The 22,899-nt window shown below is 62.0% G+C and carries 26 protein-coding genes; 4 read left to right on the top strand and 22 right to left on the bottom strand.

The annotated features are described in order from the left end of the window. Positions 1–180: 180 nt before the first annotated feature. From ACZ1JC_RS04130 to ACZ1JC_RS04190, 13 genes are all read right to left on the bottom strand, one after another. Positions 181–423 (bottom strand): helix-turn-helix domain-containing protein, encoded by a 243-nt coding sequence (locus tag ACZ1JC_RS04130; RefSeq protein ID WP_465139177.1) that lies wholly within the window; start codon positions 421–423, stop codon positions 181–183. Further along, entirely contained in the window at positions 423–638 is a 216-nt protein-coding gene (locus ACZ1JC_RS04135; protein ID WP_465139176.1) for a DUF2274 domain-containing protein, read from the bottom strand. The genes ACZ1JC_RS04130 and ACZ1JC_RS04135 overlap by 1 nt, the downstream gene beginning before the upstream one ends. After that, positions 635–1,909: a TraB/TrbI/VirB10 family type IV secretion system protein gene (locus ACZ1JC_RS04140; RefSeq protein ID WP_465139175.1), complete on the bottom strand. Its 1,275-nt coding sequence runs from the start codon at positions 1,907–1,909 to the stop codon at positions 635–637. Before ACZ1JC_RS04140 ends, ACZ1JC_RS04135 begins: the two co-directional genes overlap by 4 nt. Beyond that, the gene (trbG, locus tag ACZ1JC_RS04145) at positions 1,906–2,724 is read right to left on the bottom strand and encodes a P-type conjugative transfer protein TrbG (protein WP_465139174.1); all 819 of its coding nucleotides are present in this window, start codon (positions 2,722–2,724) and stop codon (positions 1,906–1,908) included. Before trbG ends, ACZ1JC_RS04140 begins: the two co-directional genes overlap by 4 nt. Further along, a complete protein-coding gene (gene trbF / locus ACZ1JC_RS04150; RefSeq protein ID WP_465139173.1) occupies positions 2,721–3,512 on the bottom strand; it encodes a conjugal transfer protein TrbF in 792 nt (263 codons plus the stop codon). Before trbF ends, trbG begins: the two co-directional genes overlap by 4 nt. Before the next feature lie 3 nt (positions 3,513–3,515). Continuing rightward, positions 3,516–4,817, bottom strand: coding sequence for a P-type conjugative transfer protein TrbL (gene trbL, locus ACZ1JC_RS04155; protein WP_465139172.1), 1,302 nt, complete (start codon positions 4,815–4,817; stop codon positions 3,516–3,518). A 167-nt stretch (positions 4,818–4,984) separates the two neighbouring features. Next, positions 4,985–5,755, bottom strand: a complete 771-nt coding sequence (gene trbJ, locus ACZ1JC_RS04160; RefSeq protein ID WP_465148471.1) for a P-type conjugative transfer protein TrbJ — start codon at positions 5,753–5,755, stop codon at positions 4,985–4,987. A 52-nt stretch (positions 5,756–5,807) separates the two neighbouring features. Then, entirely contained in the window at positions 5,808–8,237 is a 2,430-nt protein-coding gene (trbE, locus tag ACZ1JC_RS04165; RefSeq protein WP_465139170.1) for a conjugal transfer protein TrbE, read from the bottom strand. Further along, entirely contained in the window at positions 8,231–8,503 is a 273-nt protein-coding gene (locus tag ACZ1JC_RS04170) for a VirB3 family type IV secretion system protein (RefSeq protein WP_454798652.1), read from the bottom strand. Before ACZ1JC_RS04170 ends, trbE begins: the two co-directional genes overlap by 7 nt. Further along, a complete protein-coding gene (locus tag ACZ1JC_RS04175) occupies positions 8,500–8,853 on the bottom strand; it encodes a TrbC/VirB2 family type IV secretion system protein (protein ID WP_465139169.1) in 354 nt (117 codons plus the stop codon). The genes ACZ1JC_RS04170 and ACZ1JC_RS04175 overlap by 4 nt, the downstream gene beginning before the upstream one ends. Positions 8,854–8,857: 4 nt before the next feature. Beyond that, complete coding sequence (gene trbB, locus ACZ1JC_RS04180; RefSeq protein ID WP_465139168.1) at positions 8,858–9,859, bottom strand: P-type conjugative transfer ATPase TrbB; 1,002 nt, start codon at positions 9,857–9,859, stop codon at positions 8,858–8,860. Further along, positions 9,856–10,254 (bottom strand): CopG family transcriptional regulator, encoded by a 399-nt coding sequence (locus tag ACZ1JC_RS04185; protein WP_465139167.1) that lies wholly within the window; start codon positions 10,252–10,254, stop codon positions 9,856–9,858. Before ACZ1JC_RS04185 ends, trbB begins: the two co-directional genes overlap by 4 nt. A gap of 2 nt (positions 10,255–10,256) precedes the next feature. Beyond that, a complete protein-coding gene (locus ACZ1JC_RS04190) occupies positions 10,257–12,323 on the bottom strand; it encodes a conjugal transfer protein TraG (RefSeq protein ID WP_465139166.1) in 2,067 nt (688 codons plus the stop codon). Positions 12,324–12,519: 196 nt separating this feature from the next. Between ACZ1JC_RS04190 and ACZ1JC_RS04195 the strand changes: the two genes are divergently transcribed. The 3 genes from ACZ1JC_RS04195 (at position 12,520) to ACZ1JC_RS04205 (ending at position 15,142) form a co-directional block, all read left to right on the top strand. Beyond that, positions 12,520–12,861 (top strand): hypothetical protein, encoded by a 342-nt coding sequence (locus ACZ1JC_RS04195; protein WP_465139165.1) that lies wholly within the window; start codon positions 12,520–12,522, stop codon positions 12,859–12,861. Positions 12,862–12,934: 73 nt separating this feature from the next. Next, a complete protein-coding gene (locus tag ACZ1JC_RS04200; protein WP_465139164.1) occupies positions 12,935–14,077 on the top strand; it encodes a Ros/MucR family transcriptional regulator in 1,143 nt (380 codons plus the stop codon). A gap of 168 nt (positions 14,078–14,245) precedes the next feature. Beyond that, a complete protein-coding gene (locus tag ACZ1JC_RS04205) occupies positions 14,246–15,142 on the top strand; it encodes a 3'-5' exonuclease (RefSeq protein ID WP_465139163.1) in 897 nt (298 codons plus the stop codon). Between the two features lie 425 nt (positions 15,143–15,567). Here the strand turns inward: ACZ1JC_RS04205 and ACZ1JC_RS04210 are convergent, their stop codons facing one another. Continuing rightward, positions 15,568–16,551 (bottom strand): hypothetical protein, encoded by a 984-nt coding sequence (locus ACZ1JC_RS04210; RefSeq protein ID WP_465139162.1) that lies wholly within the window; start codon positions 16,549–16,551, stop codon positions 15,568–15,570. Positions 16,552–17,177: 626 nt separating this feature from the next. Continuing rightward, positions 17,178–17,579 (bottom strand): MerR family transcriptional regulator, encoded by a 402-nt coding sequence (locus ACZ1JC_RS04215; RefSeq protein WP_465139161.1) that lies wholly within the window; start codon positions 17,577–17,579, stop codon positions 17,178–17,180. A gap of 65 nt (positions 17,580–17,644) precedes the next feature. Between ACZ1JC_RS04215 and ACZ1JC_RS04220 the strand changes: the two genes are divergently transcribed. Then, positions 17,645–18,304 carry a cation efflux transmembrane domain-containing protein gene (locus ACZ1JC_RS04220; RefSeq protein ID WP_465139160.1) on the top strand — a complete coding sequence of 220 codons (660 nt, stop codon included), beginning with the start codon at positions 17,645–17,647 and terminating at the stop codon, positions 18,302–18,304. 38 nt (positions 18,305–18,342) lie between these two features. Here the strand turns inward: ACZ1JC_RS04220 and arsH are convergent, their stop codons facing one another. From arsH to ACZ1JC_RS04255, 7 genes are all read right to left on the bottom strand, one after another. Continuing rightward, positions 18,343–19,089, bottom strand: coding sequence for an arsenical resistance protein ArsH (arsH, locus tag ACZ1JC_RS04225; protein ID WP_465139159.1), 747 nt, complete (start codon positions 19,087–19,089; stop codon positions 18,343–18,345). Next, a complete protein-coding gene (arsB, locus tag ACZ1JC_RS04230; protein WP_465137967.1) occupies positions 19,086–20,114 on the bottom strand; it encodes an ACR3 family arsenite efflux transporter in 1,029 nt (342 codons plus the stop codon). Before arsB ends, arsH begins: the two co-directional genes overlap by 4 nt. Positions 20,115–20,119: 5 nt before the next feature. Next, positions 20,120–20,656 carry an N-acetyltransferase family protein gene (locus ACZ1JC_RS04235; RefSeq protein ID WP_465137966.1) on the bottom strand — a complete coding sequence of 179 codons (537 nt, stop codon included), beginning with the start codon at positions 20,654–20,656 and terminating at the stop codon, positions 20,120–20,122. Next, positions 20,653–21,066, bottom strand: coding sequence for an arsenate reductase (glutaredoxin) (arsC, locus tag ACZ1JC_RS04240; protein WP_465137965.1), 414 nt, complete (start codon positions 21,064–21,066; stop codon positions 20,653–20,655). The genes ACZ1JC_RS04235 and arsC overlap by 4 nt, the downstream gene beginning before the upstream one ends. A 10-nt stretch (positions 21,067–21,076) precedes the next feature. Next, a complete protein-coding gene (locus tag ACZ1JC_RS04245) occupies positions 21,077–21,406 on the bottom strand; it encodes an ArsR/SmtB family transcription factor (RefSeq protein WP_465139158.1) in 330 nt (109 codons plus the stop codon). A gap of 308 nt (positions 21,407–21,714) precedes the next feature. After that, positions 21,715–22,269, bottom strand: coding sequence for a hypothetical protein (locus ACZ1JC_RS04250; protein ID WP_465139157.1), 555 nt, complete (start codon positions 22,267–22,269; stop codon positions 21,715–21,717). Positions 22,270–22,318: 49 nt separating this feature from the next. Next, positions 22,319–22,882, bottom strand: coding sequence for a hypothetical protein (locus tag ACZ1JC_RS04255; protein WP_465139156.1), 564 nt, complete (start codon positions 22,880–22,882; stop codon positions 22,319–22,321). Between the last annotated feature and the right edge of the window lie 17 nt (positions 22,883–22,899).

Consider the following 22,899-nt stretch of genomic DNA (forward strand, 5'->3'; position numbering starts at 1 on the left):
CCTTCGGTGCCCGCCAGTCACCACGCGGATCATGCCGAACCACCACGTCACGGCCCGGCCAGCTGAAGTGGGAATGCTGCTGTCCCCATTGCACAGCGATCACGCTCAGCGCGTCTCGATGAACGACTGACAGCTTTTCGTATGCTGCGTCCTGATAGGAGACTTTCCGGACTGTCCAACTCAGCAGTCATCAGCATGGCGCGGCGCGCGCGGTATTCGCCTTGAAATGACAAGATCGCGCAAGCTTGCAGCGATGACCACGGTCGATCGACCGACCTTTGCCACTTCCAGATCGCCACGAGAAATCATCTGGTAGATTCGTGTTCGGCTGAGCCCAGTCAATCGTACAGCGTCGGAAATTCGCACGCTGATCTGCTCGATTCCGCCAGAAGGCGATCGGATATCAAATTCGTGATCCATCATCACTTCCCCTTCCGGTGCTGCTGAAACCCACGATCCCCTTCCAGAAAGGCACTCAGGATCGCCGGGACCAGTTCCGCAATGGGCACGTCAATGCCGTAGGTGGCTGCATAGACAGCTGCGTAATCTTGCAAGCCCTGATGGAGATCGGGCGTTACCATGATTGGGAGCTTCACCGGGGTCTTGTCCGGCAGCCTCGCCAGCTTGATCGTGCTCATCGTGCCCCCTCCCCGTCCCATGGCGACAGCACCAAATCTTGCCTCACCACGAGGCGCACTGGCGCACCTGGTCGGATGTCGATAGTGGGCTGAACATCGAGATTGCGCTGGGTAATCTGATCCCCCGCGCGGGCCACGCTGGTCTGCGCGGATTCCCGGACCGCCTGCACCAGATCGCTCTCGCCGGTTATCGAAAGTTCCGTGCCAACGCCAAGAAGCGTTGCGATCGCCACACCCTTGAGCAGTCGTCCGGAATGGTAGTTCACCCGGTCAGAGAGCCCCGAGTAGCCCGACGGATCAGCCGCCGGCATGTTATCGAGCCGAACCGACTTGCCATCTGGCATCATGAGGCGCTGCCAGATGACCAGAGCTCGGCTCTGCCCATAGGCCACGACACTGTCATACTTGCCGACCAGCCTTGACCCTTGCGGAATGAGCAGGGTCTGACCGCTCGCGCTGTCGAAAACGTTCTGCGTGACCTGCGCAATCACCATCCCCGGCACATCAGAATTCACGCCCGTGACGAGGCTCGCCGCAATGACGCTGCCGGCCATAACCATGTAGGGCGAAAGCGGAGCCGCCAGATTGTGCGGGTTCACATCGCCGCGCTCGTCGAGCTTCTCGGCGAACTGGGTTTTGCGGTCGTCGGTCGCCGAACTCGATGCATCGGCAACCGCAGTCTGTCCCGAACCAATCGAAGGCTCAGGTGCAGTCGCCGCGGCGACGGCCGGTGTGCGGGTTTCCGTACGTGCGCCCTGAATTAGCAGCGACGACTGCCTCGCTGCCTTGAGTTCCGCAGCCTGACGTTGCCGCGCTTCGTCAACGTGAGAGGTGGCGGGCGCCTCCATACCAGCGCCCGCCAATTGGCGCTGCTGCGCCTTCAGGATCGGCCTCCCAAGATCTCCGGGCAACGGAGGCCCCAGGTTCGGCACATCGTCATAGCTCTTGGGGAGACCTGCCAGCGCGTCGTCCGAAGGCTTCCGATCCGGCTGGGACATTCCGCTGTCGGTAGCGATGCGGCTCATAACCCGCGGCTGAAGCGCAATCCACGCCACGCCGACAATTGCGATCGCAGCCAGAACGCTCCCGCCGATAATCACTTCCTTGCGGAAGCGGGTAACACGCGGCGTGCGGGCCCGGATCGCAAGCGTCTCGGGATCGAGCTTCGGCGTTGACGTCGGCGTCTCCCACGGCTCGGCCTGCACCTCCTGCGAGATCGCTACGAGGCGCGGAACCTGTACGGCATCGCCTGCTTCCAGCTCCTCGCTCATCGCCGCCCCCTCCCCTCGCCGCCTCGGGTGATGCGCACAACCTGCTGCTTCTTCGTCCCAAGCCGGAGCTCTGCGACGGTGAAGATGCGGTCGACCACATAGAAGCGGCCCTTCATCCGGTAATTCACCAGTTCGGCCGCCCCGTCGGCGCCGATCAGGAACAGCGGCGGGGCTTCGTCGACGCCGATCGACGCTGGAAACTCAATGAACGTCTGCCGCCCGTCATCGAAAGCCCTGAGCGGCCGCCAGGTCGGCGTATCGCCGGTAATTACGTAGCCAAAGTAAAGTTGGTCGACACCCAAGCCGGCGGCGATCGGCTTTGCGGCCTCCGCTGCGGCTTGTGCGACCTTAACCGCAACGAGTTCATCGAGCGGATAATTCCACGACAGTGCAGACATTCCCGCGCTCGGCCGACTGGTCAGCAGCAGATGGTAGGTGCGCCGATCGGTAGTGATGACGAGGTTGGTAGCGAGCCCGGTGCTGAACGGTTTCACCAGGACATGCGTGCGCTTGTCCTCGCCGCTTCCGCTGGAGGTATCGCCGATCACCCAGCGCGCGGTGTCACCGGCCGCAACCGCGATAAGTCCCTCACCTGGCTGCAATGCGATGTCGGTGATCATGCCGGGCTGCGTATAGGCGTGGTACACCGTGCCATCGGACCAGAGGTAGACCTGCCGGGCGTTGACCCAGGCATTCGGCGACGGCTCGACACTGGCGCGGCTCATGCCGCTGGTCGGCAGCTTCGCCCGCGCCGGCAAGTCCGCCGGATGAACGCCGACGGCAAAGGCCGCCGCAGCCAGTAACGACGTCTTCATGGCAGTACCTCCTTGGCTTGTTCGGAATTGGGAAGTGCGGACGCTTCTGACGTGAGCGCGTTGCCCGCAGGACTTGCCGGCGGACCTTCGGCGGTCGGAGCCGACGTTTCGAGCTCTCTGCTCCAGTCGATGGCATCGACATAGATCCCGAGCGGGTTCTTGCGCAGTGTCTCGCTGTCGCGCGGCGCCTGCTGAACGATGGTCAGAATCGCGGTCCAGTGGCTGGTTCCGGCCGCGCTTCCGCGCTCGAACGCGTTCTCGATCCATTTGACCTGAAAGCTTCTCTCCGAAGCCCGAACCACGCTGGTGACCTGCACCGAGACTGTCCGCTCCCCAACCCCCGTTAGCGCGCCCGAGCCCCTCGCGTATTCGCTGAGGAACCGGCTGCCGCGCTGGGTCGAGAAGTCATAGGCCTCGAGCCACCCATCGCGCATGATGACCGGATCGAGCGAAAGCCCGCGGACATGCCCGATGAACTTGGATAGAGCCCAAGCTATCTGCGGATCGGTCGGCTGATAACCGGCCTCGGCTTCGCTAACAGCGCGGGGCTCGCCTAGCCTGTCGACCGCGACGACATAGGGCACCACCCGGCTCTGCAGCGACTGCCAGATGAGTCCGGCCGCCATACCGCAGGAAAGCCCGAGGCAACCGAAGGCCATGATCCGCCAGTTCCGAGCCTGGACACGGGCGGAGCCAATCCGTTCGTCCCAAAGCTGCGCGGCCCGCTGAAAGGGCGTTTCGGGAAGTGGTGTTCGCCCATAAAGCTGGACGCTGCGTTTGAAGCGCATGGGTCAGTCATTCCTTTCGCTGATGTCGGGAGTGGTCGAGCCGCCGCCGCGATCGCCCTGCTGGACAGCGTGGATGGCAACGTCACGGCGATGACGAGCTGTCTGCTCGGCGCGCATGGCCTTGGCCCAGGCAGGCACGCCTTCTCCGCCTTTGGCGGACGCGTCCGGCGCGGAAGATGAAGGCGGCGAGGTATCGGATTGTGAGGAGGGTGCGGCTCCGCCGGAAGTAGCTGGCGAGGCGGAGCGCCCAGACGCTGAAGGACCGGCATGATCGCCGGCCGAGGCCGATGTCGCCGAATGGCGTACCGTCGAGCCTGCATGAGCCCCGCCGCCATGGCTGGCCGAACTTGCGGCGGCCGCACTGCTGCCCATTGAAGTTCCGGCACGAATACCGCCCAGCGCCGTGCCCGCAAGACGCACGCCGGCCATCGCCCCTCCTCCTGCCAACATGGCGATGCCGCCCGCACCAAGCGCCGTGCCTGCAGCCGCCCCTGCCCCCAGTTGCGGTGCGCCCGAAGCAAGGCCGCTGGCGACCGATGGCGCGAAGATGCCGAGACCGAACAGCGCCAGGCTCGCCAGCACCAGGCTCATGGCCTGGCCGATGTCGGGTTCCTGCCCCTGCAGCGCTTGGGTGAACTGATCGAAGAAGTTCGAGCCGATCCCAACGATCACGGCCAGCACCATGACCTTGATGCCAGAGCTCACCACGTGCCCCAGCACGCGCTCGGCGAGGAAACTGGTTCGGTTCCACAGCGCAAAGGGAACGAGAATGAAGCCGGCGAGTCCCACCAGCTTGAACTCGATGATGCAGACGAACATCTGCACCGCGAGAATAAAGAAGGCGAGGATCACCAGCAGCCAGGCGATCAGCAGCACGGCGATCGTCAGGAAATTCTTGAAGAAGCTGGTGAAGCCGAGGAGCTTCGAAGCCTGCTCAAGGAGCGGCCATGCTGCCGTGAACCCGGTGCCGGCCAGACGCCCGGGACGAAGCAGATCGTCCGCAGTGAGCGATCCTCCACCGGCCGTGATCCCGGCCTGCGCGAAGGAATGGAAGATGATGTCGGCCAGCGCCGAGAAGCTGTTGATGATGAAGGCGAAGGCGCCGACATAGAGCACCTTGCGGATGAACTTGGCGAGCACATTGTCCTCGCCGGCAAGCGACCAGAACAAACCGGCCAGCGTCACATCGATCGCGATCAGCGTTGCGGTAAGGAACCGCACATCGCCGCCAAGCAGCCCGAAGCCGCTGTCGATATAGCGGATGAAAGCGGTCATGAACTGATCGATGATGTTGAGGTCGTCCACGTGCGATCGTCCTGTCTGGGCGAGCGGGCCAAGCGCGCGACATCGCGCTCAGCGCAGCGCTGAGGTGGTGGGTGCCCGCGGGGCACGGCCGGGGCCGATTGCACGTGCCCCGCGGGCGCGGCGGCAGGAGAGGCGATCCGCCGCCGCTGTCGGGATGGGGTTGCGGTCTAGTTCGGCGTGTAGGCCGAGCCGGTGCCCAGGAACTTCCTGGTCGCCGCGTCGGCTTCGCTCTCGGACTGGGCGCTATTGGCGTCGCTCACGGCCTGCGCGCGGAACTGAGCGGCCAACATCTGCTGGATCTGGAACTGCTGCTTGGCCGTCAACGCGAGCAGCTGGTTGGTGACCTGCAGTGCCTGCAAGGTGCCCTCGGCGCCCTGGCTTCGCTGGACCAGTGCATTCATGGTCGTGGCGTCGGCCTCGACGTTCTCGGCGATCTGCGCCTGCATCGTCACCGTCTGGCGATAGGCGGCGACCTGCGTATCGAGCCGCGAACGCGCGGCAGTCACAGAATCGTCGAGTTTCAGCGACTGACCGAAGGCATCAGGATAGAGCTTGCTGAACTGCTGGTCGACGCTCGCGACCTTGAACTGGATGTTTTGGGCCTGCCCCATCAGCGTATCGATCTTCTGGAGCGTCTGGGTCAGCGCCTGAAGCTCCGGAAAACTGACCGTCGAGAGGTTCTTCGCCTCATTCGCGAGGCTCTGCGCTTCGTTCTGCAGCGACTTGATCTGATTGTTGACCTGCTGCAGCGCGCGCGCCGCCGTCAGGACGTTCTGGGCGTAGTTGGTGGGATCGTAGACCACCAGCGCATGCGCAGGTGGGCTGGTGATCATTGCGTCGAAGACGATGGCGCCGGCGGCCACCAAAGCGAGCATTCCGATGCCAGCACCCAGCTTCCGCGGCGGATTTGGAGCCTGTGGGCGAGACGAGATTTTCATCAGCATTCTCCTTCACGTTCGTGGTCACGAGAGTTCACTTCGCCCTGTCAGGTCAGTTCTCCGGACCTGGGTAGGTGCCGATCAGATCGGCCGCCCAGGCAGCGTGCGTTCCAGCGAGAAAGCGCGCGAAGAACTCGTCCTGGCCATGTTCGGCGAGCACGGCATCGATCCTCGCCTGAGTCATCGGGTCGGAACTGCCGCACAGTGCCAGCGCCACATCGCCCAGGCCCAGCTCGAACAGCCGGTTTCCGCGAGCCGATTGCAGGTAGTAGTGCCGCTTCGGGGTCGAGCGCGCGATCAGCTCGATCTGCCGCTCGCTGAGCCCGAAGCGCTCGTAGATCTCGCGGCTCTGCGGTTCGACCGCCCGATCGTTGGGCAGCAGAATGCGCTGCGGGCAGCTTTCGATCAGCGCGGGCGCAATCGGCGAGCCGGCAATATCGGCCAGACTCTGCGTCGCAAACAGAACCGAGACATTGCGCTTGCGCAGGACCTTGAGCCACTCGCGAATGCGCGCGGCGAAGAGCGGATGGTCGAGGAAGATCCAGGCCTCATCGAGCACCAGCAAGGTCGGACGACCGTCGAAGCGTTCCTCAAGCCGATGGAACAGATAGGTCAGCACCGGGCCGACGACGGAGCCATGCCCCATAAGTGCCTCGGTCTCGAAGCATTGGAGGTCGGCGAGATGGAGCGAACTCTCCGAGGCGTCCAGCAGGCCGCCATAGGGCCCATCGATCGTGTAAGGCCCCAGCGCGGTGCGCAGCGCCTTCGATTGCAGCAAGAGAGTAAGACCTGTGATCGTCCGTTCGGCCGGCGGCGCGCTCGCAAGGCTTCCAAGCGCCAGCCAGACCTGATCCTTCACTTCCGGTGTGACGGTGACGTTCTCCTGCGCCAGGATCGCGCCAATCCATTCCGCCGCCCAGGCGCGCTGCGCGGGATCATCAATGTCGCGCAGTGGCTGGAACGCCAGCGAACCGTTCTCGCCGCCAAGCCCGAGCGCGTGATGCGTGCCGCCGCAAGCCAGCACCGCCGCCCGCGCGGACAGCCCCTTGTCGAAGATGTAGACCTGCGCATTCGCATAGCGGCGGAACTGCAGGATCATCAACGCCAGCAGTACCGACTTGCCGGCCCCGGTCGGGCCCGCGACGAACATGTGCCCGACATCGCCGACATGCGTCGACAGCCGGAACGGTGTCGAGCCTGAGGTTTTGGCATGAAGCAGGACCGAGCCACCCAGATGATCGTTGCGTGCCGGTCCGGCCCAGACGGCCGAGAGCGGCATCAGGTGTGCAAGGTTCAGCGTATGAACGAGCGGCTGCCGGACATTGGCGTAGACGTGTCCAGGGATGGTGGAGAGCCAGGCCTCGACCGCGTTGACGCGTTCGCGGATCGTGGTGAAGCCGAGCCCGCCCAGCACGCGTTCGACCTGCCGCATCTTGGCGTCGACCGCGCTGCGTGTCGTGTCGCTGACGGTGATCGTCGTCGTCAGGTAGCCGAAGGCAACATGATCGCCGCCCAAGGCCTGAAGCGCTAGATCGGCATCGGCCACCTTGTTGTCGGCATCGCTGTCGAGAAGCTGCGCCGGCGTGTTGTACATCACCTCGCGCAGCATGGCGGTCAGCGATTTGCGTTTGTTGAACCACTGCCGGCGCAGGCTGGTCAGGACCTTGGTCGCCTCGGACTTGTCGAGCGCGATGAAGCGCGTGACCCAGCGGTAGGCAAAGTCCTGATGGTTGAGCGCATCGAGGATGCCGGGGCGGCTGACGTTCGGAAATCCGAGCACCGAGATTGTCCGGATATGGCGGTCGCCCAGCATCGGTTCGAGCCCGCCGACCAGCGGCGTGTCGACGAGGAGGCCATCGAGATACATCGGCGTCTCTGGGACCCGCACCGGATGGCGGCGATCCGAGATCGTCGTGTGCAGATAGGTCAGCAGTTCCCTGCTACCCAGCGCACGGATCTCGGGCATGAAGCCGTCGAAGAGATCGAGGGCGCGGTCGGTCTCGGCGATGAAGCCATCAAGCGAGGCTCGCCAGTCGCGGCCCTTCTCGTCATCAGCGCGTTCGACCAGTTGGCGGCCGGCGGCGTCCTCGCTGTCGGCAGGCGGCAGCCAGGTCAGCGTCAGGTAATAGGCGCTCTCGTAGTGCTTGCGCTCGGCAAGGAAAGCTGCCCGGCGTTCGCGGTCAACCAGCCAGCTTGCTGCATCGGGAAACGGATCGTCAGGGTAGCTGGCCGCTTCGCGCCGCTCGGCCTCGAAGAACAGCGCCCAGCCCGAGCCGAAGCGGCGCAGGACATTGTTGGCGCGCGCTGCGATCGAGACCAGTTCGGCCTCGGTCGCCGATTCCAGATCGGGCCCGCGAAATTCGAGGACGCGCAGGAAGCTGCCATCCTTGCTGAGCACCACGCCCGGCGCGACCAGCGCAGCCCAGGGCAGATGGTCGGCAAGGCGCCCAGCCTTGCTGCGATATTCGGCGAGGTTCAGCACGCGAGATATCCTTTCTGGCGCAAGTGGCGCAGAAGCACAGGCGCGAAGTCGGGATCGCGCCGGGCAGCGAGCACGGCGAGACTATGTCCCGCCGCCCAGATGAAGAGGCCGGCCAGCCACTGCTGAAGCCCGAGGCCGACGGCCATGGCGAGCGTTCCGTTGAGGATCGCGATCCCGCGCGGCGCACCGCCGAGAAGGATCGGAGCGCCAAGGCTCACATGGATCGGGACCTCGAAGCCCTCGATGTGCTGGCCGGCCCCATTCATGCGATCAGCGCTCCGCCGCCGAAGCTGAAGAACGAAAGAAAGAAACTCGAGGCGGCGAACGCGATCGAGAGGCCGAAGACGATCTGGATCAGCCGGCGAAAGCCGCCCGACGTCTCGCCGAAGGCCAGGGTCAGACCGGTCACGATGATGATGATGACCGCGACGATCTTGGCGACAGGACCCTGAACGGATTCGAGGATTTGTTCGAGCGGCTCCTCCCAGGGCATGCCCGAGCCGGCCGCCCAGGTCTGCGCGGTGACGGAGAGCGACGCTGCCATAGCGGCGGCGGCGAGCACGGCGGTCCGTGGATCGACACATAGGCCGAGGCGGTGAAGTCGTGACGTTTTCATGGGGTCATTCTCCTTGCTTGGTGTAAGGGAAGCGGACGGACGGGAAGCAGAGCTCGTGCAGGCGGTATTCGCCGCTAACTGGATCGAAGCCGTCGAGGCTGGCGATGGCCGATATCCGGCGCGCCAAGCCCCGGCCTGAGATGACGACGATGAGATCGATGGCCTCGGCAATGAGGTGGCGCGGCACCGTGACGACCGCCTCCTGCACCAGCCCCTCGAGCCGGTGCAGCGCCGCCGATGCGCCATTGGCATGGATCGTCGCGATTCCACCGGGATGGCCGGTATTCCAGGCCTTGAGCATGTCTAACGCTTCGGGCCCGCGCACTTCGCCAACGATGATGCGGTCGGGGCGCAGGCGCAGGGTCGAGCGGACGAGATCGGCAATTGTCGCGACGCCCTGACGAGTGCGCAGAGCGACTGTGTCGGGCGCCGGGCATTGCAGTTCGCGCGTGTCCTCGATCAGCACCACGCGCTCATCAAGCGCAGCCATCTCGGCGAGCAGTGCATTGGCGAGCGTGGTCTTTCCCGAGCTGGTGCCTCCAACGACCAGCACGTTGCGGCGGTCCAGGACGGCGGCGCGCAGCATGTCCGAGGCTTCAACCGGCATGATGCCGTCCGCGACGTAGTCGGCGAGCGTGTGAATGCACGCTGCCGGCTTGCGGATGGAAAAGCATGGTGCCAGCGAGACGGGCGGCAGCACACCTTCGAAGCGTTCGCCCGCACCTTCGCCGTGCGGTGGAAATTCTGCCGAGACGATCGGACTGTCGGCATGAACTTCTGCGCGGGCATGGCTGGCGACAAGGCGGATGATGCGCTCGACCTGTTCGGGCGCGATGCGCACGCCCGTGTCCACCCTGCCCTCGCCGAGCACATCGACCCTGAGCGCTCCATCGGGATTGACCATAATCTCAATGACGCGCGGATCGCTGAGGGCCTCCTCGATCGCGGGACCCATGGCCGTGCGCAGCATGGCGCGGCGACGCGCGGCGGTTTCTTCGCCGCTCATCGCCCACCCTCCTGGTCGAGCGTACGCTTGCCCCGCCCTACTTCTCGGGCAACCTGGGACAGGAACGCCTCGAAGCGCAGCGAAGCTGCCGCGCGGCCGGCAGCATCGTTTTCCGCGAGCGGTGGATTGATCGCGAGCTCGTAGCGGATGAACAACGCCAGCGTTTCGAGCTCGATGTGACTGTCGCGCAGGAGGCGCTCAAGCAGTTCGGCAATCCGATCCAGCCTCCGGCCGAACCGATCATCGAGTTCAATCTTGCCCCGCCTGTCAAACCACAGGGTCAGTGCCTGGACCAGGATATCCGACTTGGTGACGCCCGGTCGGTTTGCTTCCTCGACGAGACGAGCACTCAGCGGTTCGGGCAGGAACAGTTGATAGCGGACCTTGTTCGTCATGTTCAGAGCTCCAGGTCGAACTGGTCGGCGCGTTCGGCGGAGCCCAGCGCATACGTGACGCGTACGAGCCGCTGCTGGGCGGCCTGGTCGAGGACACGCTTGTCCGAGGCCGGATCGTCGTCATCGGCGGTGAGGCCCAGCGGGTCGGTGGCGACTTGCGGTTCCTGAGGAGGACCGTCGATTTCCGGGCCGGCTTCGACAGCAGGAGCCTGGTCCACGCCGCCGGTGACGACCTTTTTGACCTGTGGCTCTTCTTCCGCGAACTCACTGGCAGGCGGCGCCAATCTCTCGTCGATGTCCCGAACCTGCCCAGACCAGTCGTCCTTTCGTGCAGGCGGGGTGTCCGCATAACCATTGGTGCTGAGCTGCGGCGGCGCGACTACCCGCTGCGCAAAAGCGGGCTCCTCGAAATAGCGCAGCTTGCTGGCCCGGATCGGCGGCGTGCCAGAGGCAAGCACGAGTTCTTCACGCGGATCGAGCTGCATGACCTCGCCCGGCGTCAGTAGTGCCCGTGCCGTCTCCTGGCGACTGACCATGACGTGCGAGAGCCAGGGCGCGAGACGGTGCCCCGCGTAGTTGCGCATGGCGCGCTGCTCGGTCGCGGTTCCTAGGGCATCGGACAAGCGTTTGGCGGTACGCTCGTCGTTGGTCGCGAACGCAACGCGCACATGGCAGTTGTCCAGAATCGAGTTGTGCTCGCCGTAAGCCTTCTCGATCTGGTTGAGGCTCTGCGCGATCAGGAAGGCGCGGACGCCGTAGCCGGCAAGGAACGCGAGGCTCGTTTCGAAGAAGTCGAGGCGGCCGAGCGCGGGAAACTCGTCGAGCATCATGAGCAGCCGGTGCCGGCGGCTACCCTGGTGGTCGGAACCATGTTCGAAACGCAGTTCCTCGGTAAGCCGCCGACCAATCTGGTTGAGGATCAGCCGGATCAGCGGCTTGGTGCGGCTGATGTCCGAGGGCGGAACGACCAGATAGAGCGAGGCCGGGTATTTTCCATCGACGAGGTCGGCAATGCGCCAGTCGGAAGCTGCCGTCACCGCCGAGACTGTGGGGTCGCGGTACAACCCCAAGAACGACATGGCAGTCGAGAGCACGCCGGAGCGCTCATTGACCGACTTGTTGAGCACTTCACGGGCCGCCGAAGCCACGACCGGATGAACCTGCGGTGCTTCGAGCGTACCCAAGTGGTTGGTCGACATCATCGCGTGGAGTGTGCTCGCAAAGCTGCGCGCGGGATCGGAGAGGAAGGTCGCGACGCGCGCGAGCGTCTTCTCTTCTTCGGCGTAGAGCACGTGGAGGATGGCGCCGACCAGAAGGGAATGGCTGGTCTTTTCCCAGTGGCTACGCCGTTCGAGCGCACCTTCGGGATCCACGAGGATATCGGCGATGTTCTGGACATCGCGCACTTCGTGGATGCCGCGGCGAACTTCGAGCAGCGGGTTGTAGCGGGCCGAACGCGCATCGGTTGGATTGAACAGCAGGCAATGCGAAAAGCGCGCGCGCCAGCCAGCAGTCAGTTGCCAGTTCTCGCCCTTGATGTCGTGGATCACGGCAGACCCCGACCAACCCAGTAGCGTCGGAATGACAAGACCGATGCCTTTGCCCGACCGCGTCGGCGCAAAGGCCATGACATGTTCGGGGCCATCGTGACGCAGATAGTCAGCACCGACCCGACCGAGGAACACGCCCTCATCGGCCAAGAGCCCGGCCTTGCGGATATCCTTGCGATTGGCCCAGCGCGCTGATCCGTATGTGGTGACATTGCTGCGCTGCCGTGCGCGCCATACCGAACCGGCGATAGCCGCAGCGCAGCCGACGAGCCCGCTCGATGCCGCAATGCCACCGGCCTCGTCGAACACGACCGGCGCGTAGGCATCGAACTCGAACCACCAGATGAAGATCGTCCAAGGCGCATAGATCCGGCGCCCCAGCAGCACGAACCAAGGGCTCCCCAGTTCGGGCTGGTATGCAAGTTCGGCCGCTGTCCACTGGGTCGCTAACCAGACACCGGCAAGGACGATCGCGAACACGATCATCATCTGTCCGATGAGGAGTTTCGTGGGTGTCATGAAAGCCTCCGCACGCCGCGGATCGTATCCGTTGGCGTGGGGGCAAGACTCCCGGAAATCCACGAGAGATCACAGTGCCTGTCTGGTGCACCCAGGTGTCTTTCGAGTGCACTTCAGAACCGACAAGCGTTGTTTTGACCTGCTGTCGCGATGAGCGGGGCGACAAAGACGTCCAATTCCGCGCCGTATTGGATGATTGAATGATCCGCCGGTTGATTACTCGACATTAATCATGACAATGCCGCCCCACGAAGGCATGCGGCACATCATGACGAGCGATACTCAGAAGGTTACCAAGTACTGGCGCAATTCGCTGGCCGACGCAGAATTGGGCCGAGGCACCTTCAGCCAGAAGGACGCGGACGATTTTCTAATCGCCGACCACACCAGCCTCAACGCCGGCCGCCTCACCCTAGATCGAAACCATGAAGGACAGCTTGAGGAGGCGGGCGATCATCTGATCCATTCCGGGCCGAATGGACCGCTGTATTGTAACGAACAGGTCGAAGCCCGATTAGCTGTGCCTTATGCCCCCTGAAAATCGCCTTTACTTGATGCGGAATTGGGAAGACAAAGGCCTCCTCCAATAAACCTCCCAAGAGGGATCTTCCATGCCCGACACCGAGCAACCAGAGCTCGCCCGCCTGACAGTTGAACTGCTCAGCGCATTTGTTTCCAACAACACCATCTCCAGCGATGCGCTTCCCGCCCTGATCGAGGCGACGCGCAGCGCGCTCGCAGGAGACACCGGGAAGGGGCAGATCGAAGAACCGGAGTTCAAGCCGGCTGTGTCGGTTGAAGAGAGCCTTGCTTCCCCTGATCACATTCTCAGCCTGATCGATGGGAAGCCTTACAAGGCATTGAAGCGGCATCTTGCCAATAACGGCCTTACTCCTGAAGAGTACCGCGCGCGGTATAACCTTCCGGCCAACTATCCGATGGTTTCGGCAAGCTACTCCGAACAGCGCCGGGCCTTCGCTAAAGCGGCAGGACTTGGCGGCAGTAGAGCGGGTGCCAGCGCCGCCACAGCTGTGCCCGCCAAAGCCGCTTCTCCCGTAGCCGCGAAAGCCACCAAGGCAGCCGCGAAGAAGGCAGCTCCGAAGACCGCGGTGGCAGCCAAGCCGTCTAGCAAGGCAGCGCAGGCTCCTGCAGCTCCGTCTTCCGCAACGACGCCGGCAGCCAAGGCTTCCAGTGCGAAGCCGAAAAATGCCACAAAGGCAGCGGCGAAGTCAGTCAGCAAGCCTGTGCCCAAGGCTTCTGGCAACGCAGCCGTAGCCACGGAATCGAAGCCGGAAACAAAGAAGGTTGCCGCGGCGAAGAGTGAGCCGACTGCCGTTGCCGCAGCTGCCAGCAAGCCCGCTCGCCGGATGGCCCGGACGCCAGGCAAGGCTGCCGTCGATCCCGGTGCGACAGGCTCCGCGAAGCCAGCAACGGCTCCCAAGAAGGGGGCGAAGACAGTGAAGAAGGCTACCACTCCGGCGCCCTCGGCCTCGAAGCCTGCGCCTGCCGCAGTTGCAGGTGCGGAATCGAAAGCTGCAGCGCCTGCCGCAAAGACGGCGAAGCCTGCAGCACCGAAGCCGAAGGCCAAGGCTGCAGCGCCCGCCAAGTCGCTGGCCCCAAAGAAGAGCCGTGCAAAGCTGGGCATCGCAGTTCCCAGTGCAGAGAACGTAGCCTCGACAGCCGCCGGGTCGATATCTTCGGCGCCCGCTCTCGAAGCGCAGTCCAACCAAACTCCTGCAGAAACCAAGGCCTAAGCGTTTTGAGGCGGCCTTTCCGAAAGGAAGGCCGCCTCAATCTGGCAGATTGTCAAAATTCGTCGTCCTGCTCGAAATCGGCGCGCCGAGATGGCGCACCATTCCCAAAGTATAGAGCTGCAAACACCAAGGTCCGGGGCTGCCTTCTCCGAGGCTCGCTGACCGGCTATGGCATCCAGCATGCACGTTCCATCACCAGTCGACCTCAACCGCGCAGCTCAGTTTCTCGCCCAGAGCGCCGACTACAAGGTGCTTCGGCGCCTCGTCCCGGTCGTGCGCTTTCACGAACCGAGATCGGACGTCCCCAGCCGTATTGGCGTTGCCCTCGACGTCGAGACGACCGGTCTCGATCATGAAACGGACAAGATCATCGAACTGGCTATCCAACGCTTCCGGTTCGACAAGGCTGGTCGGATCGTCGAGGTTGGCCAACCGCGCGTGTGGCGGGAGGATCCGGGAGTTGCCCTCGATCCAAGGATCACGAAACTCACTGGACACACAAACGAGGGGCTCACAGGCCAGGCAATCGATAACGTGCTTGCCACAGAAATCCTCTCGTCTGCCGATATCATCGTTGCGCACAACGCGAGCTTCGACCGCCCGTTCGTTGACAAGCGGCTCCCGGCGATCGGCGGCAAGCCTTGGGCCTGCTCGATGGCAGAAGTGGATTGGCTCGAACTCGGCTTTGACGGCAAGGCGCTTGCCCACCTCGTCTCGCAATGCGGATGGTTTTACGAAGGACACCGCGCCGAGAACGACATCCTGGCACTGATCTATCTCCTGGCGCATGACCTGCCGGACGGAGAGACAGTTCTTGCCAAGCTGGCCGCAGCCTCAGATCGCCCGACTTATCGCTTCAACGCAATCGATGCCCCCTTCGAAGCCAAGGATCTCCTCAAGGCACGCGGCTACCGGTGGAATAGCAGCTTCCGATTTTGGTCGAAGGAAATTCCCGAAGCCGATCATGATGCAGAGCGCGATTGGTTGAAAAAGGAAATCTATACCGAATACGGGGAGGCTGGCATTTTTCCGGTTACTGCGAGCGAACGATACCGCAAAATGTAATGCAACCTGCCTGATGCCGTGCTGTGCGAAGCGTGCCAACTCCGCACTCCATCTCAGACAACACAATGCTTCAGTGCACGCAATGACGGCAGCTGCCCGGTGAGTTTCGAGGATAAATCCCTGCAAAGCAACCGGTCAGCAGACGCCCCCAAACCGGTCGTTCAGCAACCATTTGGGTGATCCTACAAGCTGACCTTCAGCTCTGGCGCGAACTGCTGCCAGGCGGCTTCTGAATTATATCCAAGAAAGTTGGCGCCCGACTTCCGTCCACTTCCAGTCGCTCCGGCGCCAATTCAATGTTCCAGCAAGCCGACAGTCCGACTTCATAGCATGCACGATCCGGGCACTTTCGGGTGGAGGGTATTCTTCCCAACCTCTGGCTGGGACGCCGCTTGTTTGATGCCAAGTTCCGTGCCTAGTATTAATCAACCCCATTGGGCATCGATGAATAAAACGTTTATTATAGGAAACATTGCATACCATTTTGCAGTTTTCACATCATGAATATACAAAAATCCATCATTGAATTCGGGCAATTTTTTGCCCTCTAAATAACGTGAATCAATTCCAATTTGACCCGTACGAATTGCAATCGAAGTGTAAACAATAACACCCTCGGGAGAATTCGCCTCTAACCCTCGTTCAGTCCGCCGAAATGGTATCAGATGTGAGAGTCGTTCATGGCAAGCTGCCCGGCGCGCCTGCTTGCGTGGACGGTCAGGCGCGGCGTCACGCAAAAGTGGCGCCGGGATTGGCTTTGCTGGAAACGACGAAAAATAGTATCCACCCGCAGCGAAATCTCGCCAGCATCGATATAGATCTTGGCGCGGGTCCATGTACATTAAATCTTGCGAAATGACTGCCGGATTGCGGGGTTCCTTAGCTTCATAAACAACAAAATCATCCGAAGCCGCGATAGGATCGTCCTCTAATAGAGATTCACCGTACTTTTTTTCGAGCGCCCTAATGTCCTCACTGGGGATGAGGGCGCTTCCAAACAATCGTCCGTCTTGGAACAAGCTTTGGCCAGTCCTCCGACTAAAATGCCCATCTGCGTTAGGATTGGTCGGGCCGGGAATGAAGGGGGGCTCATCTACCTGAGAAAGAACTTCGTTTTCATTCGCCAGCCCTGGCCCGCCATTCAGGAACTCGATCCGGCCTTTCGGATTACGAAAGCGCGCGTCTTTCCGAAGATAGTAAGCAGGCGCCAAATAGGCTTCGGCTAGCGTTGTGAACGGCTGCCGGTCATTCCATGCCACGAGCGGCAACACGTCGACGGGCGCAGTCAATAGCCAGCCCTTCCCATCGCCGTAATCGTTCATTCCAGGCTGAGAGCGGTTGAACCTACAAAAGTCCGGAATCTTGACAACGATATAGCTCCCATCATTCAAACGGCGTGAAACCGTCATTGGGTGGCCTCTTTGCTCGACAATTGGTGCGTCCGGGCGCCCACCAAGCGTAAGCGCTGGCATCCCGCACTTGACGTATTGTTCAATGAGAACCGGCTCGACCCCATATTCCATGCTAAACGTGAAACGGAACCAAAGAGAGCGCGGCACATTTTTGTGCTCTGACCATTGGCAGTTCGCGATCATCAGAGATGAGAGCGCTAAGAGAGATCTGCACCCAATTTTAAATTTACGCACCCTCAACCGACCTCTATAATTGGACCAGTCAACCCAACCTTATAAGTGTCCGACCGATGCCCGGATGGTGGTTTTATAAGATTTAACTTATTTAATATCAGTGAACATTTCAGCTCCCGTGTTGACGTGAGACAATACACACGATGTTGATCTGATCAATCAATTCGACCTTGCCTCGAGCCGGACAGAAACAACCGTTACTGAGAACTGCAGCCATATCGTGAATGTCTACAATATCATCGACCACCGTGCGGCCGGTTTCGGGTTAAATCCTTGAAAGGCGGTCAGCCTGCAAACGCCCCCATTCCAGACGTCTATTGCCGATAATTGTTTTCTGGAAAGCGGACATAAGTCCATCGGTCCAGTGCCTCGTAAATAGCTCGATCTCTTCACATCGTTTCCGGTGCCAAAGCCTCGATGATCCGACAATCGGCAACCACGCCGCCGCCGCAGGAATCGATGACCGACTTCAGCTCCCGACGCATTGCCGTGAGATCGGCCAGCTTGCGATCCACCTCCATCAGATGCTCGCGCGCGATGCGGTCAATCCCCGCGCAATCACAGTCGCGGTCGTCGGAGAGCCGCAGCAGCGCTCGGACCTGATCCAACGAGAAGCCGAGGTCCCGCGAGCGTCGGATGAAGGACAGCCTGCCAAGCTCCGCGTGCCCATATGCGCGATAGTTCCCGCCCGTCCGGGCAGGCTTGGGCAGCAATCCGATCCGCTCGTAGTAGCGGATCGTCTCGACTTTCGTGTTCGTAGATTTGCTCAGCTCGCCGATGCTCAGCGCCATGCTCTTGACCTTGTAGTTGCTACAGGGTCCATATAGGTCGCCGGCGAGCAAAAAGGGAATGCAAGATGGCCGGTGGCTGCTGTGGATGCGCAGAGACAACGCGCAAAGTTGAGGACCGCGCATGGCGGCGCGTGCTCTGGATTGCGCTCGTCATCAACGCCGCAATGTTCGCGGTAGAGATCGCGGCCGGTGTGACGGCGGGTTCTGCCGCACTCAAGGCTGATGCGCTCGACTTCCTCGGGGATTCGGCAAATTACGCGATCAGCCTTGGTGTGGCCGGCCTCGCTCTCAAGTGGCGCGCCCGCGCGGCGCTGGCCAAAGGGGCCTCCCTTTTGCTGCTCGGGCTATGGGTGATCGGCAGCACTATCTGGATGGCAACGACCGGGACGCTCCCCAAGGCTGAGACCATGGGGGTGATCGGCGTGCTCGCCCTTGCAGCCAACCTGCTGTGCGCACTGCTGCTGTGGCGCCATCGCGAGGGAGACGCCAACCGGCGATCGGTCTGGATCTGCTCACGCAACGACGCCATCGGCAATGTTGCCGTGGTCCTTGCCGCGCTCGGCGTGTTCGGCACTGGCACGGCCTGGCCGGATATAATCGTTGCTGGCGTGCTCGCGTTGCTCGGCGTGTCCGGTGGTTTGCAGATCATCCGCCAAGCATGGGGTGAGCTTGGAGACGGGGACGCCGCCAAATCAGCTGCTGCGCAAACTGCTGTGCTGAAATGACGACGTGGCCAACATGAGAGTAGTCGAGACGACGAGCTTCAACTCTCGGGCGCGATAGCGATCGCCGAGAGATCCTTGGTCGCATCGACCGGAATGCCCGCCTCCTTGCGCTCGGAGTAGCGGTCGACGAGTTGCGCCGCATGCGGCCGCATCAGCACCGTGAAGCGCACCAGTTCCTCCATCACATCGACGATGCGCTCGTAGTAGCTGGACGCCCGCATCCGGCCGTCCTCGTCGAACTCCTTGTAGGCCATCGCCACCGAGGACTGATTGGGGATTGTGAACATCCGCATCCACCGGCCCAGCAGGCGCAGCGAATTGACGGCGTTGAACGATTGCGATCCGCCGGACACCTGCATGACTGCAAGCGTTCGCCCTTGCGTCGGTCGCATCCCGCGCATCTGGAGCGGCAGATGATCAATCTGCGTCTTCATGATGCCGCTGATCTGGCCGTGGCGCTCCGGACTGCACCAGACCATGCCTTCCGACCACAGCGCGTGCTCGCGCAATTCATGAACAGCCGGGTGATCGTCCCCCGCCACCTGATCGGGAAGCGGCAGATCCCCAGGATCGAAAATGCGCGTCTCGGCGCCGAAGAATTGCAGCAGGCGCGCCGCCTCTTCCACGGCGAGGCGCGAGAACGAGCGTTCCCGCAGCGAGCCGTAAAGCAGCAGGATGCGCGGAGGCGGTTGGTCCGGGCCAAGGCCAGCGGCGGGACGAGCCAGCGCGAAAGCCTTGTCCAAAGCAGGAAGATGATCGGGGACGGCGAGTTCGCGCAGTCTCATGCGGAAATACCTTTCTCGTACCAGGGGCGAGTCCGCTTCACCAAGGTGACGATCGACAGCATCACCGGCACTTCGACCAGCACGCCTACGACCGTTGCCAGCGCGGCGCCGGAACTGAGGCCAAAGAGGCTGATGGCAGCGGCCACAGCCAGTTCGAAGAAGTTGGAGGCGCCGATCAGAGCCGAAGGACCGGCGACGCACCATGCCACGCCGAAACGGCGGCTGAGCCAGTAGGCGATGCCGGCATTGAGATAGACCTGAAACAGGATCGGCACGGCAATCAGCGCGATCACCAGCGGTTGCCGGATGATCTGCTCGCCCTGAAAGCCGAACAGCAGCACCAGCGTGAGCAGCAGGCTGGCAAGGCTGACTGGGCCGATGGTGGACAGGAAATGCTGGAGCCGCTTCTCACCGCTGCGAAGGAGCGCGCGGCGGAGCAGTTGCGAGATGAGCACCGGGACGACGATGTAGAGGCCCACCGACAGCGCCAGCGTGTTCCACGGCACGGTGATCGATGCCACACCCAGCAGCAGACCTACCAGCGGCGCGAAGGCAAAGACCATGATCAGGTCGTTCAGCGCCACTTGGCTCAAGGTGTAGTTCGGCTCGCCCTCGACGAGGTTGGACCAGACGAAGACCATCGCGGTGCAAGGCGCTGCAGCCAGAAGGATCAGCCCGGCAATGTAGGACGACGATGCGCCATCAGGCAGCATCGGCGCGAACAGATAGCCGAGAAAGAACGTGCCGAGCAGCGCCATCGAGAATGGCTTGATCGCCCAGTTCGCCACAAGGGTGACGCCGATGCCGCGCCAGTGCTGTCGAAGGCTATGGAGCGCGCCGAAATCGACCCGCAGCAGCATTGGAATGATCATCAGCCAGATCAGGCCCGCCACCACGAGGTTGACGTTGGCGATCTCCAGTGCTGCGATCGCCTCGAAGGCGCCCGGGAGCAAATGGCCGAGACCGATCCCGACTACGATGCACAGGGCCACCCATAGCGAGAGATAGCGCTCGAACAGCGACATGGTCGTCAGCCCTTCCCAGGAGCGATAGGCGCGGTCGAAATACCGCTGCCCAAGGCGATCTGCATGTAAACCGTGTCGAGCCAGCGGCCGGCCTTCCAGCCCATGCCGGTCAAGTGTCCAGCGTGCTCAAAACCGCAGGAACCGTGGAGCGCTACCGAGGCAGGTTCCGCCCCGCCGATGACCGCGACCATGCGGCGGAACCCGTGAGCCTCGCAGGCTTCCAGCAGGGCCTTGAGCAGCAATTTGCCGATGCCGCCACCGCGCCGGTCGTGCGCAACGTAGATGCTGTTCTCGCAGGCATAGGCATAGGCGGGGCGATCCCGGAACTGCGTGGCGTAGGCATAGCCGACCACTTGATCGCCATCGCAGGCGACGAGGAACGGCCAGCCTCGGCCGGTCACCATCAAGATCTTCTCGACGGTCTCGTCCTCGGTCGGCGGTACCACTTCGTAGGTCGCCGTGCCGTGAAGAACGTGATGCGCATAGATGGCGGCAATGGCCTGTGCGTCGTCGACGGTTGCGCTGCGAACCGAAAGGGTCATTGCCGGGTCGCTTCCACGACTTCGCCGTCTTCCTTGACGAAAGTGCCGCGCTGCTCGGTGGGCAGGAGGTCCAGCACTTCTTCGGAAGGGCGGCAGAGCTTCACGCCCAGCGGCGACACCACAAGCGGCCGGTTGATGAGGATGGGATGCTCCATCATCGCGTCGATCAGGGCCTCGTCCGTCAAGGTCTGGTCGCCGAGGCCCAGTTCGGCATAAGGCGTACCCTTCGCGCGCAGCAGAGCGCGTGGGGTGATGCCGGCCCGCGCGATGAGTTCGATCAGCAGCGCGCGACTTGGCGGCGTCTTCAGATACTCGACGACATGAGGCTCTATGCCCGCATTGCGGATCATGGCCAGGGCATTACGAGAGGTCCCGCAAAGCGGGTTATGGTAGATCACGATATCGGTCATTGTTGCCTCTTCAGCAGCAGGTAAGTTCGGCCAGAAGCGGCTCGCACAGTTCGGCGCGCCCCTGGCAGCAATCCTTGGCCAGATAGACCATCAGTCCGCGCAGCGCGTCGAGGTTGGCACGCTGGATTTGTTGGCGGCCACGCTTCTCAGACAGCACCAGCCCGGCCTTCGCCATCACGGCCAGATGCGTCGAAAACGTGCTTTGCGTGAGCCCCGAGGCCTCGACCAGTTCGCCGGTCGACAGACCTTCAGGCTCGTGCCGGATCAGCAGGCGGAATGCATCGAGGCGCGTCGGATGGCCGAGAGCGGAGAGAATCGAGAGGGCATCGTCGGTGTTCATGTATCGAAATTATCCGATGTATTTTGGGCTGTCAATAACGCATCGGATATATCCGATACTTCTATAACTTTGACCAAACGAAGCAGCGCCCTCGCCGGCCCGGACTCAACCGGGTCAGATTGGTCGCCAAACGCCCCCATGCCGGTCGTTCGACGTGCATTTTAGCGATCCTGGAAGCCGCCTGTCCGCTTTCTCTTAGGCAGTGAAAGTGGTGAACGGGCCAACTGGCGCCTATGGCTGCGACGGCCAGAGGGCGGACGCGAGTCTTAGGGTGACATGCTAACGCGAAACGGATGAATAGTCGGTGCTTACGGCTGATCCCCAGGGCAGCGAACCACGTCAGAATCGGCGATCGCCGGCTGATCTGGCGCAATTCGGATGGCGCCATTTGAGGTTTCCTCTACCAGTACCCGTACGCAGGAGCCGAACAGAGCCATTCGCTCGGAGTTCGACGATGCCGACAGGCCAGCAGGTATGTAAAACACTGTCCCGGTGTAAGGCGAGCGCAGCCCAACCTCGCCGGCCTTAGTATAGGAAATAGCAAGTGCCACTTCGTGTCGCTGGACCTCTCCCTTGAAGAGCTGCGATACCGCCAGAGCTCGAAGCGAGCTTTCGAATGCGTAAAGCGCCAGCGCGAGAATGGTGAGGAAGACCAGTCTGCGCACTAAGCGATTGTTGATATGGGAAAAAGTAGTGTAGCCGATGAACCCGCCGATCGCCGCTCCTCCGAAAAAGGCAAGAAAAAACAGGTTTGTTTCAAGCTTAGTTAGAAGCAGATCGTCGATCGCGCGAGTGGAAATGTAAAGCACAGTCATGGCCGCAATCAGACCTGCGCTTATCCATTCCTTCATTCCAATAGACACAACACCAATCCCCCCGAAACAATGCCCCGAACTTTGCGCTCTAGCGATGTCAGCAGAACAGAAACGGCATGTTCTCCTGCATGAACCTGTCCGAGACCAGATCACCTTCACCTATGTCCGTGTAAGGCATCGACGCAGTTGGCTGGTCTAAAGCGTTTTGCAGAAATCGAAGCGGCATCTGTGCATTACGCGCCAACGATGACAACGCATCGAGTCTCGCCTGTTCCCACGCGGGATCCATGCCAATCCCGTTATCGGCAAGCGAATTAACCCCATCGAGCGCGCAGATGAGCGCAATCATTTCCTCTATCTGCTCTCGCCCCATCTGTACGTGCTCAATGGGGCTTCCATTGAGGTAACGGACGCCGTTGCCGCGATGCAGGAACAGTGCTGCGGCGGTCACTCTGTCGAGGGAAGCCTGCCGAACAAGCCACGCGATTAGGCCATGCTCATCTCCACGAAAGATCAGACAGGCCATTGCCGCTGTATGCCATACCAGGGGATCGTGGCTTTGCTTGATCCACTCCACGTCGTCAGCATTATTTACGTCGAGCGAGTCCGGCCATCCAGCCCAACGATTATCGCCGCCAGTTGGCTTCTTGCGTCCGAACAATCCCACTGTCTTCCTCC

This window comes from Sphingomonas sp. BL-S-28 (assembly GCF_055521515.1).

Excerpts from the sequence above, each read along its gene's own strand:
- arsC (WP_465137965.1), bottom strand. The coding sequence starts at position 21,066 with ATGACCGATATCGTGATCTACCATAACCCGCTTTGCGGGACCTCTCGT.
- trbF (WP_465139173.1), bottom strand. The coding sequence starts at position 3,512 with ATGCGCTTCAAACGCAGCGTCCAGCTTTATGGGCGAACACCACTTCCC.
- ACZ1JC_RS04220 (WP_465139160.1), top strand. The coding sequence starts at position 17,645 with ATGGCCGGTGGCTGCTGTGGATGCGCAGAGACAACGCGCAAAGTTGAG.
- ACZ1JC_RS04235 (WP_465137966.1), bottom strand. The coding sequence starts at position 20,656 with ATGACCCTTTCGGTTCGCAGCGCAACCGTCGACGACGCACAGGCCATT.
- ACZ1JC_RS04185 (WP_465139167.1), bottom strand. The coding sequence starts at position 10,254 with ATGACGAACAAGGTCCGCTATCAACTGTTCCTGCCCGAACCGCTGAGT.
- ACZ1JC_RS04140 (WP_465139175.1), bottom strand. The coding sequence starts at position 1,909 with ATGAGCGAGGAGCTGGAAGCAGGCGATGCCGTACAGGTTCCGCGCCTC.
- ACZ1JC_RS04130 (WP_465139177.1), bottom strand. The coding sequence starts at position 423 with ATGATGGATCACGAATTTGATATCCGATCGCCTTCTGGCGGAATCGAG.
- ACZ1JC_RS04210 (WP_465139162.1), bottom strand. The coding sequence starts at position 16,551 with ATGACGGTTTCACGCCGTTTGAATGATGGGAGCTATATCGTTGTCAAG.
- trbJ (WP_465148471.1), bottom strand. The coding sequence starts at position 5,755 with ATGAAAATCTCGTCTCGCCCACAGGCTCCAAATCCGCCGCGGAAGCTG.
- ACZ1JC_RS04245 (WP_465139158.1), bottom strand. The coding sequence starts at position 21,406 with ATGAACACCGACGATGCCCTCTCGATTCTCTCCGCTCTCGGCCATCCG.
- ACZ1JC_RS04190 (WP_465139166.1), bottom strand. The coding sequence starts at position 12,323 with ATGACACCCACGAAACTCCTCATCGGACAGATGATGATCGTGTTCGCG.
- ACZ1JC_RS04135 (WP_465139176.1), bottom strand. The coding sequence starts at position 638 with ATGAGCACGATCAAGCTGGCGAGGCTGCCGGACAAGACCCCGGTGAAG.
- trbB (WP_465139168.1), bottom strand. The coding sequence starts at position 9,859 with ATGAGCGGCGAAGAAACCGCCGCGCGTCGCCGCGCCATGCTGCGCACG.
- trbG (WP_465139174.1), bottom strand. The coding sequence starts at position 2,724 with ATGAAGACGTCGTTACTGGCTGCGGCGGCCTTTGCCGTCGGCGTTCAT.
- arsH (WP_465139159.1), bottom strand. The coding sequence starts at position 19,089 with ATGAGACTGCGCGAACTCGCCGTCCCCGATCATCTTCCTGCTTTGGAC.
- ACZ1JC_RS04175 (WP_465139169.1), bottom strand. The coding sequence starts at position 8,853 with ATGAAAACGTCACGACTTCACCGCCTCGGCCTATGTGTCGATCCACGG.
- ACZ1JC_RS04215 (WP_465139161.1), bottom strand. The coding sequence starts at position 17,579 with ATGGCGCTGAGCATCGGCGAGCTGAGCAAATCTACGAACACGAAAGTC.
- ACZ1JC_RS04200 (WP_465139164.1), top strand. The coding sequence starts at position 12,935 with ATGCCCGACACCGAGCAACCAGAGCTCGCCCGCCTGACAGTTGAACTG.
- ACZ1JC_RS04170 (WP_454798652.1), bottom strand. The coding sequence starts at position 8,503 with ATGAATGGGGCCGGCCAGCACATCGAGGGCTTCGAGGTCCCGATCCAT.
- arsB (WP_465137967.1), bottom strand. The coding sequence starts at position 20,114 with ATGTCGCTGTTCGAGCGCTATCTCTCGCTATGGGTGGCCCTGTGCATC.
- ACZ1JC_RS04205 (WP_465139163.1), top strand. The coding sequence starts at position 14,246 with ATGGCATCCAGCATGCACGTTCCATCACCAGTCGACCTCAACCGCGCA.